The organism is Kluyvera chengduensis, assembly GCF_044197065.1.
Taxonomy (GTDB): Bacteria; Pseudomonadota; Gammaproteobacteria; order Enterobacterales; family Enterobacteriaceae; genus Kluyvera; species Kluyvera ascorbata_C.
In genome coordinates, this window is record NZ_JBIQOI010000005.1 from 21,447 (window position 1) to 33,772 (window position 12,326).

The following is a 12,326-nucleotide window of genomic DNA, read 5'->3' on the forward strand; positions in this document are numbered from 1 at the left end:
GCGGCGTAAACGCCTTATCCGGCCTACAGGTTAAGTTCCCGTAGGCCGGATAAGCGCAGCGCCATCCGGCAAAAAATTACAGGTTCTCGCCGTTGCTAGCAATCACCGCTTTATACCACTCAAAACTCTTCTTCCGTGAACGCGACATATCGCCCGTACCATCGTCGTGCTTGTTTACATAGATAAAGCCATAGCGTTTGCTGTACTGCCCGGTGGTGAACGACACGCAGTCGATGCAGCCCCACGGCGTATAGCCCATCAGGTCCACGCCGTCATAGGTGACCGCTTTCATCATCTCTTCGACGTGCGCGCGCAGATAATCAATGCGGTAGTCGTCGTTGATGCTGCCGTCGGCTTCGACTTTGTCGTACGCGCCAAAGCCGTTTTCCACGATAAACAGCGGTTTCTGGTAGCGTTCATACAGTTCGCACAGCGAATAGCGCAGGCCAACCGGGTCAATCTGCCAGCCCCAGTCGGACGCTTTCACGTGCGGGTTCGGGACGCTGCCTTCAAAACCGGAGATCGCGTCGCCGCTGCCGCCTTCCGCCTTCACGGCGTTGGTCATGTAGTAGCTAAAGCCGAGGTAATCGCAGGTGCCTTCGCGCAGAATCGCCTCGTCGCCCGCTTCCATCTTGATGTTAAAGCCACGGCGTTCCCACTCGTTCAGCACGTAGCTTGGGTAGTAGCCGCGTAGCTGTACGTCGGTAAAGACGTAGCGTTCACGCATCGATTCCTGAGCAAACATCACGTCTTCTGGTTTACAGGAGAACGGATAGAGCGCCACCATCGCCAGCATGCAGCCGACTTTCATTTCTGGGTTGATACGACGAGCCGCTTTCACCGCCAGGGCGCTGGCCACAAACTGGTGGTGCAGCACCTGGTACATGGTCTCTTCCGGGTTTTCATGCTCGGTGTAAACCACGCCGGAGCAGCAGTAGCCGAACAGCGGCGCACGCCAGTTACGCTGGTTGTTGATTTCGTTGAAGGTCATCCAGTATTTGACCTTGTTCTTGTAGCGTTCAAACACCACTTCGGAGAAGTGAACGAAGAAATCAACGACTTTGCGGTTGGTCCAGCCGCCATACTGCTGCACCAGGTGCAGCGGCATTTCGAAGTGGGAGAGGGTAATGACCGGCTCGATGTTGTACTTCAGCAGTTCATCGAACATGTCATCATAGAATTTCAGCCCTTCTTCATTTGGCTGCGTTTCGTCACCGTTCGGGAAAATGCGCGTCCAGGCGATGGAGGTGCGGAAGCATTTGAAGCCCATCTCGGCGAACAGCTTGATGTCTTCTTTGTAGTGGCCGTGGAAGTCGATGGCTTCGTGGTTCGGGTAGTATTTCCCCGGCTCGACCTGCTGGGTAATTTCGCGCGGAACGCCGTGGGCGCCGCCGGTTAGCACGTCACAGATGCTGGGGCCTTTGCCGCCTTTATTCCAGCCGCCTTCAACCTGGTGCGCAGCAACCGCGCCACCCCATAAAAAGTCTTTCGGTAAGGTCAGTTTTTTCATCTTTGCTATGCTCAGTTATTGGGCTTAATAAATCTGAGTCTAACAAAGAGGCAATAAATGTCACGATATAACAAATTCCACCACAGGGAATATGTTACATCGAAAAAACACCCTGTATTTTTATGCTAATTTCTTCGCCAGCTTACGGCCTAATGATTCCAGAATATAGATAACCGGGATCTGCGTTGTAATATCGTATACCCCGCCGATGCGCGTTTGCGGTACATGCCAGGAGAGGTTGAAGTCGGCAAGCTTTGCCAGCCGTGAGTGTTCATGGCTAGTGATGGACATCACTTTGCAGCGATGCAGGCTGAACTGTCCGGCAAAACGCAGGATCTCTTCGGTTTCGCCTGAGACCGAAAGCACGATCGCCAGCGCATTTTTCGCCATATCGTTGGTGACGGGAAAATAAGGATCGTCGATATGGTTGCTGAATTTTCCTATATTTGAGAAAAAGCGTGCGCCATATTTTGCCAGCGAGCCAGACGTGCCTGCACCGACAAATATAATACGTTCTGATGCGAGAATAATATCAACCGCATCATTCAGTAACTTATCAAATTCGTCATTATTAACGCCTTTGAAAAAGCTGATGATTTCGCTAGCGCCAAAATTAGCCTGTTGCGGTTCATCCTGCTCTAAATACAATTTGAAGCGTACCCGAAACTCCGAGTAACCTTCGCAGTTGAGCTTTTTACAAAAGCGCATCACCGTAGTGGTAGAGACGCCCGCTGCGTCAGCCAGTTCACGGATGGTCATGTACATCACCGTGTCACGATTTTTAATGACGTAGTGATAGACCATCATCTCTAGATTATTGAGGCTGGCAACGGCGGCGTGGGAGAACATGCTCACGGTGATGGATACTCGTAAAAATAGATGACCTGAGGGAATGATAACATGCAGCCAAACGACATTACTTTTTTTCAGCGCTTTCAGGACGACATTCTCGCCGGGCGTAAAACCATTACGCTGCGCGACGCGGCTGAGTCGCACTTTAAGGTTGGGGATGTGTTGCGCGTCGGGCGCTATGAAGATGATGGCTATTTCTGCACGATTCGTGTGGTGGCGACCTCAACCGTTACGATGGATACGGTGAGCGAACGCCATGCGGAGCAGGAAAATATGAGCCTGCCGGAGCTGAAAAAAGTGATTGCCGATATCTATCCGGGTGAGAATCTATTCTATGTGATTGAATTTGAACGCGTTGAGTGAAAGTGCGTACATGTGTTAGCTGAATGGTTTTGTTAACTTGTTGATTATTATGAGTTTACAAATATTCATCTTTTTATTTTAGCTTACATGTGTTCACTGGAACTATTCTCAGTTACGCTAGGGTGTTTGCTTTATTTGTCGTTCGCCCGGAGCGCGTAATGGATAAGAAACCACTCATTAAGCAGGGATATTCTCTGGCAGAGGAAATTGCCAATAGCATCAGCCACGGCGTTGGCTTTGTCCTGGGAATTGTCGGGCTGGTTTTGCTGCTGGTTCAGGCGGTTGACGCCAATGCCAGCGCGACGGCTATCACCAGCTATAGCCTGTACGGCGGCAGTATGATCCTGCTGTTTTTGGCCTCCACGCTGTATCACGCGATCCCTTCGCAGCGCGCCAAGGTATGGCTGAAAAAATTCGACCACTGCGCTATCTATCTGCTGATCGCCGGAACCTATACGCCGTTCCTGCTGGTGGGGCTGGACTCACCGCTGGCGAAAGGGCTGATGATGGTTATCTGGAGCCTGGCGCTGCTGGGGATCCTGTTTAAGCTGACCATTGCGCATCGCTTTAAAATCTTGTCGCTGGTGACTTATCTCACGATGGGCTGGCTGTCGCTGATTGTGGTCTATCAGTTGGCGGTGAAGCTCGACATCGGCGGCGTCACGCTGCTGGCGGTGGGCGGGATAGTGTATTCGCTGGGGGTAATTTTCTACGTCTGCAAGCGCATTCCTTACAACCATGCTATCTGGCATGCGTTTGTGCTGGGCGGTAGCGCCTGTCATTTTCTGGCGATTTATCTGTACGTGGGACAACACGCATAGATTCGCTGTAACCCCGGGGTCGGCGTAAACGCCTCGCCCGAGCTACGTTTTGTAGGCCGGATAAGGCAACGCCGCCATCCGGCAGCCTGCACCGAACTGCCTGATGGCGCCACGCTTATCAGGCCTACAAATTACTCTTCGTCTAACGAATACGGCAGCGGCTTGATGCTCAACGTGTTGGCATCGTCGCGCACGCGGAACACGCTGTCGGCTTCCATATCGTTGTTCATCACCACCTGCACCAGTACCTGACCATCTTCCAGCTGTACGGCGGCCAGCACGGTGCCGGTACGTCGCCAGTTGTCACCCATCTTGAGTTCAAGGTCTTCACCGGCTTCCGGTACGCGAGCGGCTTTGCCTGCCAGCGTCCACAGTGCGCGTTTGTTAGCCCCGCGGAACTTCGCGCGAGCCACCATCTCCTGCCCGGTATAGCACCCTTTTTTGAAGCTGATGCCGCCCAGCGCCTGCAGGTTGGTGGCCTGCGGAATAAACTGCGCGCTGTTCGCTTCATCAATCACCGGCAGACCAGCTTCGATATCCAGCGCCAGCCACTGCTGGCTGTTGTTGAGCTGTGCTTCCCCGCGCAGCGCTTCGGTAACGCGTTCTGCGGTCGCGGTATCGGTCACCAGCAGGAAACGTTCTTCCGGATGGGCAAACCATAGCAGGGAAGTTTCACCTTCTTGCAGGCAAGGTTTCTCGGCGTTTGGCAGCGCAGAGAACAGGTTGGCCAGCGCAGCGCGAGCCTGGAAACCAGCGACGCCGAGCAGGACAACATCATCGTTTGGCGCAATCACCACCTTCGAGAAGACCGCGTATTTTTTCAGCTGGGTCAGCTGCGCTTCGCGCACGCTGCGACGTTCAATAAAAGCGAAACCGTCCTGACGGTGGAACAAACGCAGGTTGCTCCACATTTTGCCTTTGGCATCGCAGTGGGCGACCAGCAGATGCTGATCTTCGCTCAGCTGCGCCACATCTGCCGTGACCTGGCCCTGCAGGTATTTCTCACTGTCGGCACCGGTAACGGTCGCCAGCGCCCAATCATCAAGCGTCATCAGCGTCAGCGGCAAACGGGCTGCAACGCCGGGCTGACGTGGAGGAAACGGAGTAAAAGCCATATTGATGTCCTGAATAGAGTTGCGAACGCACTTATTCACTCATGGTAAAAGAGATGCTTACCATTGCAAGCGGTTTTGCAGGGCGTTTTGTGCCCTCTGTGCGTTCTGCGAAGCGGATCGAAAGAAAAATAATCCCATTCATTTTTAAGGGGTTTTATCGGAATTTGACGCGCATAATGTGATATTCCGGTAAGGTAACGGCAAAAAACACGTTAAACTAGACACAACGTAATGCTGGAAGGAAATTATGGACATCAATAATAAAGCCCGTATCCACTGGGCATGCCGCCGCGGTATGCGCGAACTCGATATCTCCATCATGCCGTTCTTTGAGCACGAGTACGACACACTCAGCGATGAAGACAAAGCCATTTTTATTCGTCTGCTTGAATGCGACGATCCTGACCTTTTCAACTGGCTGATGAACCACGGTAAACCTGCCGACGCTAACCTTGAGCGCATGGTACAACTTATTCAAACACGGAATCGGGAACGTGGTCCTGTGGCAATCTGATTTACGCGTCTCCTGGCGCTCACAGTGGCTTTCATTGTTGCTCCACGGTCTGGTGGCGGCTTTCGTGCTGCTGATGCCCTGGCCGTTGAGCTACACTCCGCTCTGGTTGCTTTTGCTCTCGCTGGTGGTCTTTGACTGCGTTCGCAGCCAGCGACGCATTCATTCGCACCAGGGGGAAATTAAGCTGCTGATGGACTCAAGGCTGCGCTGGCGCAATCAGGATTACGAACTGCTTGGCGCGCCGTGGATGCTGAATTCGGGGATGATGCTACGGATTCGTCGCCTGGAAGGAGGCCGTCGTCAGCACCTGTGGCTGGCGGCAGATAGCATGAATCCTGAAGAGTGGCGTGACCTGCGGCGGTTACTCCTGCAGCAGCCCACGCCAACTAAGCACTAGGAGAACTGCTCGGCCATCTCGCCGAGGATCTGTTCACACCAGTTCTGAATGCGTTCATCGCTAAGATCGTACTGGTTGGTTTCATCCAGCGCGAGACCGACAAAAAGCTGACCATCAGCAATAACCGGTTTCGGGCTGGTGAACTCGTAGCCTTCGGTCGGCCAGTAGCCGACAAACTTCACGCCTTTGGTCGCCAGCTTATCGTGCAGCATGCCAAGCGCATCCAGGAACCACTCGCCGTAGCCGAGCTGGTCGCCCATGCCGTACAGCGCGATGATTTTACCTTCCAGATTGAGCGTATCGAGCAGTTCCCATACCGCTTCCCAATCTTCCTGAATCTCACCGAAATCCCAGGTCGGAATACCCAGAATGAGCACATCGTATTGCTCCATCAGGGTGGGGGAGTCATCTTTCAGGTTATGTAATGTGATCAGTTCCGGGCCGATAATGTCGCGAATTTTTTCCGCTGCCATCTCGGTGTAGCAGGTGCTGGAACCGTAAAAAAGGCCGATATTCATGACGTACTGCTCTCGATTCTTGCGATGATGATGCACCCAGTGTACCAGAAAGGGGGCTAATTCAGGCATAATGGTGCTGATTTAACACGCAGAGGGGCCGAGGTGGATAAGGATCTTGCACGAATCGAACAGTTTCTCGATGCGCTGTGGCTGGAGCGCAATCTGGCTGAAAATACCCTCAGCGCGTACCGCCGTGACTTGACCATGGTGGTCGAGTGGCTGGCGCATCGCGAGCTCTCGCTGGAAACGGCTCAGAGCGACGACCTGCAAAATTTGCTCGCCGAGCGTCAGCAGGGGGGCTATAAAGCAACCAGCACAGCACGGCTGCTGAGCGCCATGCGCCGCTTCTTCCAGCATTTGTACCGCGAAAAATTCCGCCCGGACGATCCCAGCGCGCAGCTGGCGTCACCGAAGCTGCCCCAACGGTTGCCAAAAGATCTTAGCGAAGCGCAGGTCGAACGACTGCTGCAGGCACCGCTGACCGATCAGCCGCTGGAGCTGCGGGATAAGGCTATGCTTGAAGTGCTGTATGCTACCGGCCTGCGCGTTTCCGAACTGGTGGGGTTGACGATGAGCGATATCAGCCTGCGTCAGGGCGTGGTTCGGGTGATTGGTAAAGGGAATAAAGAGCGTCTGGTGCCGCTTGGCGAAGAGGCCGTTTATTGGGTGGAAAACTGGCTCGAACATGGCCGTCCGTGGATGCTTAACGGCGTGGCGATTGATGTGCTGTTTCCCAGCCAGCGCGCCCAGCAGATGACTCGCCAGACCTTCTGGCACCGCATTAAGCACTATGCCCAACTGGCGGGCATCGACAGCGAAAAGTTGTCACCACACGTGTTACGCCACGCCTTCGCAACGCATTTATTGAACCACGGCGCGGACCTGCGTGTCGTACAAATGCTGCTGGGCCATAGCGATTTGTCGACCACACAAATTTATACGCACGTCGCGACAGAGCGGCTGCGACAACTTCATCAACAGCACCATCCACGAGCATGATGCTGATTTAAAAGGACAGTTTATGAAACAAGGCTTAATGATGTTCACCCTGCTGGCGACGGCATTTTCCGGCCTGGCGCACGCTGACGATGCGGCTATCAAGCAGTCACTGGCGAAACTGGGCGTGCAGAGCACCGATATTCAGCCGGCACCGGTAGCCGGGATGAAGACCGTCCTGACCAACAGCGGCGTGCTGTACGTCACCGATGACGGTAAACACATTATTCAGGGGCCAATGTATGACGTGAGCGGCGCACAGCCGGTGAACGTCACTAACGCGCTGCTGGTGACCCACCTGAACGCGCTGGAAAAAGAGATGATTGTCTACAAAGCGCCGCAGGAAAAACACGTCATCACCGTTTTCACCGACATCACCTGCGGCTATTGCCACAAGCTGCATGAAGAGATGAAAGACTACAACGCGCTGGGCATTACCGTGCGTTATCTGGCCTTCCCGCGTCAGGGTATTCAGAGCCAGGCTGAGCAGGATATGAAATCTATCTGGTGCGCCAAAGACCGCAACAAAGCATTTGACGATGCGATGAACGGCAAAGGCGTGCAGGCAGCAACTTGTGATATCGACATTGCTAACCACTACGCGCTTGGCGTGCAGTTTGGTGTGAACGGTACACCGGCTATCGTGCTCAACGACGGCTACGTGGTACCGGGTTATCAGGGGCCGAAAGAGATGAAAGCTTTCCTCGACGAACACCAGAAACAGACCAGCGGTAAATAATTCGCGTGAAACCACAGACTCAACTTCGCCGCCGTGAGGTGGATGACTCAATCGCGCTGCCTGATGAACTGTCGCCGCTGCTGCGACGTCTGTACGCCAGCCGCGGCGTGAAAACACCGGATGATCTGGAGCGTGGCCTGAAAGGCATGCTGCATTGGCGTTTGCTGACGGGCGTGGAAAAAGCCGTCGAGATGCTGCATGACGCGTTTGAAAAAGAGCTGCGCATCATGGTGGTGGGTGATTTTGATGCCGACGGCGCCACCAGTACCGCGCTGAGCGTGCTCTCCCTGCGGGCGATGGGCTGTCATAACGTCGAATATCTGGTGCCGAACCGTTTTGAAGACGGCTACGGGTTAAGCCCGGAAGTGGTCGATCAGGCGCACGCTCGCGGCGCGCAGATGATCATGACGGTGGACAACGGGATCTCTTCCCATACCGGGGTCGATCATGCGCATGACCTCGGGATCAGCGTACTGGTGACGGATCACCACCTGCCGGGCGAAACGCTGCCCAATGCGGATGCGATGGTGAACCCGAACCTCGTCGACTGTCCGTTCCCATCGAAATCGCTGGCGGGTGTTGGCGTGGCCTTTTATCTGATGCTGGTGCTGTGTAACCATCTCAAAGAGAAAGGCTGGTTCGAAAAACGTGGGATCCCTGCGCCGAAGATCGTCGAGTTTCTCGATCTGGTGGCGCTAGGCACGGTTGCCGACGTGGTGCCGCTGGATGCCAACAACCGCATCCTCACCTGGCAGGGGCTGAGCCGCATCCGCGCCGGTTACTGCCGCCCGGGAATTAAAGCGCTGTTGGAGATTGCCAACCGCGACGCGGCGAAGCTTGTGGCAAGCGATCTTGGCTTTGCGCTGGGCCCACGCCTGAATGCCGCCGGCCGTCTGGACGATATGTCGGTCGGCGTGGCGCTGCTGCTGTGCGACAACCTCGGTGAAGCCCGCGTGCTGGCAAACGAGCTGGATGCGTTAAACCAGACGCGTAAAGAAATTGAACAAGGGATGCAGGCCGAAGCGCTGACCCTGTGCGAACAGCTTGAGCGCAGCCGCGCTGAACTGCCCGGCGGGCTGGCGATGTATCACCCCGAGTGGCATCAGGGTGTGGTCGGCATTCTGGCCTCTCGCATTAAAGAGCGCTTCCATCGCCCGGTGATCGCCTTTGCGCCTGCGGGTAACGGTCAATTGAAAGGCTCGGGTCGCTCTATTCAGGGGCTGCATATGCGCGATGCGCTGGAGCGTCTGGATACGCTGCACCCCGGCTTGATGCTGAAGTTCGGTGGTCACGCGATGGCGGCGGGGCTCTCTTTGGAAGAAGAGCGCTTTGAAGAGTTCCAACGTTGCTTTGGCGAACTGGTCACCGAATGGCTGGACCCCGCGCTGTTGCAGGGGGAAATTCTTTCCGACGGCGAACTGAGCCCGCAGGAGATGACGCTGGAGATGGCGCAGATGCTGCGCGAAGCCGGGCCGTGGGGGCAGATGTTCCCGGAGCCGCTGTTTGACGGGCGTTTTCGCCTGTTGCAGCAGCGTCTGGTGGGCGAGCGTCACCTGAAGGTGATGGTGGAACCGGTCGGCGGTGGCCCGCTGCTGGACGGCATTGCGTTTAACGTCGATACCGCCGTCTGGCCGGATAACGGCGTGCGTGAAGTGACGCTGGCTTACCGCCTGGATATCAATGAATACCGTGGCAACCGAAGTTTGCAGCTTATCATCGATCATCTCTGGCCGATTTAGCATCTCTTATACTGTAATTAAGGGCGGGAATCCGCTAAGATTCCGCTCTTATAACCGCATTTTTCTCGTCCATTAAAAGAAAATAGACCATGTTTGAAATAAACCCGGTAAATAATCGCATTCAGGACCTCACGGAGCGCTCCGACGTTCTTAGGGGGTATCTTTGACTATGACGCCAAGAAAGAGCGTCTGGAAGAAGTAAACGCCGAGCTGGAACAGCCGGATGTCTGGAACGAACCCGAACGCGCGCAGGCGCTGGGCAAAGAGCGTTCCTCGCTTGAAGCGATTGTCGACACCCTCGATCAAATGTCTCAGGGTCTGGAAGATGTTTCCGGCCTGTTGGAACTGGCTGTAGAAGCCGAAGACGAAGAGACCTTCAACGAAGCCGTTGCAGAACTCAATACCCTGGAAGAGAAGCTGGCACAGCTGGAATTCCGTCGTATGTTCTCCGGCGAGTATGACAGCGCCGATTGCTATCTCGATATCCAGGCAGGTTCTGGCGGTACTGAAGCGCAGGACTGGGCAAGCATGCTCGAACGTATGTATCTGCGTTGGGCAGAAGCGCGTGGCTTTAAAACTGAAATTATTGAAGAGTCCGAAGGGGACGTGGCAGGGATTAAATCCGTGACCATTAAAATCTCCGGCGATTACGCGTACGGCTGGCTGCGTACGGAAACCGGCGTTCACCGTCTGGTCCGTAAGAGCCCGTTCGACTCCGGCGGCCGTCGCCATACCTCGTTCAGCTCTGCATTCGTTTACCCAGAAGTTGACGACGATATCGATATCGAAATCAACCCAGCGGATCTGCGTATTGACGTATACCGCGCTTCCGGTGCGGGCGGTCAGCACGTTAACCGTACGGAATCGGCGGTGCGTATCACCCACATCCCAACCGGGATTGTGACGCAGTGCCAGAACGACCGTTCACAGCACAAGAACAAAGACCAGGCCATGAAGCAGATGAAAGCGAAGCTTTATGAACTGGAAATGCAGAAAAAGAATGCCGAAAAACAGGCGATGGAAGACACCAAGTCTGATATCGGCTGGGGTAGCCAGATTCGTTCCTATGTCCTGGACGATTCCCGCATTAAAGACCTGCGCACCGGGGTTGAAACCCGCAATACGCAGGCGGTACTGGACGGAAGTCTGGATCAATTTATCGAAGCAAGTCTGAAAGCAGGGTTATGAGGAACCAACATGTCTGAACAAAACGCACAAGGCGCTGACGAGGTAGTCGATCTTAATAACGAAATGAAGGCACGCCGCGAGAAGCTGGCTGCACTGCGTGAGCAGGGCATCCCGTTCCCGAACGATTTCCGTCGTGACCGTACCTCTGATCAACTGCACGCTGAATTCGATAGCAAGGACAGTGAAGAGCTGGAAGCGCTGAATATCGAAGTTTCCGTTGCCGGTCGTATGATGACTCGCCGTATTATGGGTAAAGCCTCTTTCGTGACTTTACAGGATGTTGGCGGCCGTATTCAGCTGTACGTCGCGCGTGACGATCTGCCGGAAGGCGTTTACAACGAGCAGTTCAAGAAATGGGACCTCGGCGACATCCTGGGCGCGAAGGGTAAACTGTTCAAAACCAAAACCGGTGAACTGTCTATCCATTGCACCGAGCTGCGTCTGCTGACCAAAGCACTGCGCCCGCTGCCGGACAAATTCCACGGCCTGCAGGATCAGGAAGCGCGCTATCGTCAGCGTTACCTCGACCTGATCTCCAACGATACTTCCCGCAATACTTTCAAAGTGCGTTCTCAGATCCTGGCGGGTATTCGTCAGTTCATGGTTGGCCGCAACTTTATGGAAGTGGAAACCCCAATGATGCAGGTGATCCCTGGCGGCGCGTCTGCCCGTCCGTTCATCACCCATCATAATGCGCTGGATATGGACATGTACCTGCGTATCGCGCCGGAACTGTACCTGAAGCGTCTGGTGGTTGGCGGCTTCGAACGCGTGTTCGAAATCAACCGTAACTTCCGTAACGAAGGTATCTCCGTTCGCCATAACCCAGAGTTCACCATGATGGAACTCTATATGGCGTACGCGGACTACAAAGATCTGATCGAGCTGACCGAATCTCTGTTCCGTACACTGGCGCAGGATATTCTGGGCAACACCGAAGTGCCTTACGGCGACCAGACTTTCGATTTCGGTAAGCCGTTCGAAAAACTGACCATGCGTGAAGCTATCAAGAAATATCGTCCGGAAACTGACATGGCGGATCTGGATAACTTCGACTCTGCGAAAGCCATTGCTGAAAGCATCGGCGTTCACGTTGAGAAGAGCTGGGGTCTGGGCCGCATCGTGACTGAGATCTTCGAAGAAGTGGCTGAAGCGCACCTGATTCAGCCAACCTTCATCACCGAATATCCGGCAGAAGTTTCTCCGCTGGCTCGTCGTAATGACGTGAACCCGGAAATCACTGACCGCTTTGAATTCTTCATCGGCGGCCGCGAAATCGGTAACGGTTTCAGCGAGCTGAACGACGCAGAAGACCAGGCGCAGCGCTTCCAGGATCAGGTTAACGCCAAAGAAGCGGGCGATGACGAAGCGATGTTCTACGACGAAGACTACGTTACCGCGCTGGAACATGGCCTGCCACCGACCGCGGGTCTGGGTATCGGTATCGACCGTATGGTGATGCTGTTTACCAACAGCCACACCATCCGTGACGTGATTCTGTTCCCGGCAATGCGCCCGGTGAAATAATCGCGACAGCGAGATGCAAAAAACCCGGCGATGCCGGGTTTTTTTAT

Annotated in this window: 13 protein-coding genes; 9 read left to right on the plus strand and 4 right to left on the minus strand. The window is 54.6% G+C overall.

Annotated elements, in window-relative coordinates; translation table 11 throughout:
- Positions 1-76 precede the first annotated feature (76 nt).
- Positions 77-1,510 carry a 6-phospho-beta-glucosidase gene (locus tag ACH1XZ_RS14245; protein WP_395596075.1) on the minus strand — a complete coding sequence of 478 codons (1,434 nt, stop codon included), beginning with the start codon at positions 1,508-1,510 and terminating at the stop codon, positions 77-79.
- A gap of 120 nt (positions 1,511-1,630) precedes the next feature.
- Positions 1,631-2,359 carry a MurR/RpiR family transcriptional regulator gene (locus ACH1XZ_RS14250; RefSeq protein ID WP_395596282.1) on the minus strand — a complete coding sequence of 243 codons (729 nt, stop codon included), beginning with the start codon at positions 2,357-2,359 and terminating at the stop codon, positions 1,631-1,633.
- A gap of 51 nt (positions 2,360-2,410) precedes the next feature.
- Between ACH1XZ_RS14250 and yqfB the strand changes: the two genes are divergently transcribed.
- Positions 2,411-2,725, plus strand: a complete 315-nt coding sequence (yqfB, locus tag ACH1XZ_RS14255) for a N(4)-acetylcytidine aminohydrolase (RefSeq protein WP_395596076.1) — start codon at positions 2,411-2,413, stop codon at positions 2,723-2,725.
- Between the two features lie 158 nt (positions 2,726-2,883).
- On the plus strand, positions 2,884-3,546 hold the full coding sequence (trhA, locus tag ACH1XZ_RS14260) for a PAQR family membrane homeostasis protein TrhA (protein WP_395596077.1): 663 nt from the start codon (positions 2,884-2,886) through the stop codon (positions 3,544-3,546).
- Between the two features lie 131 nt (positions 3,547-3,677).
- Here trhA and ygfZ read toward each other — a convergent pair whose 3' ends face one another.
- Positions 3,678-4,661 (minus strand): tRNA-modifying protein YgfZ, encoded by a 984-nt coding sequence (ygfZ, locus tag ACH1XZ_RS14265; RefSeq protein ID WP_395596078.1) that lies wholly within the window; start codon positions 4,659-4,661, stop codon positions 3,678-3,680.
- Positions 4,662-4,908: 247 nt separating this feature from the next.
- On the opposite strand from ygfZ, the gene sdhE reads away from it, so the two are divergent.
- Together sdhE and ACH1XZ_RS14275 are read left to right on the plus strand one after the other, a co-directional pair.
- Positions 4,909-5,175 (plus strand): FAD assembly factor SdhE, encoded by a 267-nt coding sequence (sdhE, locus tag ACH1XZ_RS14270; protein WP_035895552.1) that lies wholly within the window; start codon positions 4,909-4,911, stop codon positions 5,173-5,175.
- Positions 5,156-5,572, plus strand: coding sequence for a protein YgfX (locus ACH1XZ_RS14275; protein WP_395596079.1), 417 nt, complete (start codon positions 5,156-5,158; stop codon positions 5,570-5,572). Before sdhE ends, ACH1XZ_RS14275 begins: the two co-directional genes overlap by 20 nt.
- Here the strand turns inward: ACH1XZ_RS14275 and fldB are convergent.
- Positions 5,569-6,090: a flavodoxin FldB gene (gene fldB, locus ACH1XZ_RS14280; protein ID WP_395596080.1), complete on the minus strand. Its 522-nt coding sequence runs from the start codon at positions 6,088-6,090 to the stop codon at positions 5,569-5,571. The genes ACH1XZ_RS14275 and fldB overlap by 4 nt on opposite strands.
- Before the next feature lie 102 nt (positions 6,091-6,192).
- Between fldB and xerD the strand changes: the two genes are divergently transcribed.
- The 5 genes from xerD to lysS all read left to right on the plus strand — a co-directional run bounded on the left by xerD (position 6,193) and on the right by lysS (position 12,279).
- Positions 6,193-7,089 (plus strand): site-specific tyrosine recombinase XerD, encoded by an 897-nt coding sequence (gene xerD, locus ACH1XZ_RS14285; protein WP_395596081.1) that lies wholly within the window; start codon positions 6,193-6,195, stop codon positions 7,087-7,089.
- A gap of 22 nt (positions 7,090-7,111) precedes the next feature.
- Positions 7,112-7,825 carry a bifunctional protein-disulfide isomerase/oxidoreductase DsbC gene (dsbC, locus tag ACH1XZ_RS14290; protein WP_395596082.1) on the plus strand — a complete coding sequence of 238 codons (714 nt, stop codon included), beginning with the start codon at positions 7,112-7,114 and terminating at the stop codon, positions 7,823-7,825.
- A 5-nt stretch (positions 7,826-7,830) separates the two neighbouring features.
- A complete protein-coding gene (gene recJ / locus ACH1XZ_RS14295; protein WP_395596083.1) occupies positions 7,831-9,564 on the plus strand; it encodes a single-stranded-DNA-specific exonuclease RecJ in 1,734 nt (577 codons plus the stop codon).
- A gap of 89 nt (positions 9,565-9,653) precedes the next feature.
- A protein-coding gene (gene prfB / locus ACH1XZ_RS14300; protein ID WP_115073720.1) for a peptide chain release factor 2 occupies positions 9,654-10,752 on the plus strand; the annotation gives its coding sequence in 2 pieces (ribosomal slippage) (positions 9,654-9,728 and positions 9,730-10,752; 1,098 coding nt in all).
- 9 nt (positions 10,753-10,761) lie between these two features.
- Positions 10,762-12,279 (plus strand): lysine--tRNA ligase, encoded by a 1,518-nt coding sequence (lysS, locus tag ACH1XZ_RS14305; RefSeq protein WP_123650673.1) that lies wholly within the window; start codon positions 10,762-10,764, stop codon positions 12,277-12,279.
- The last annotated feature ends 47 nt before the right edge of the window (positions 12,280-12,326 follow it).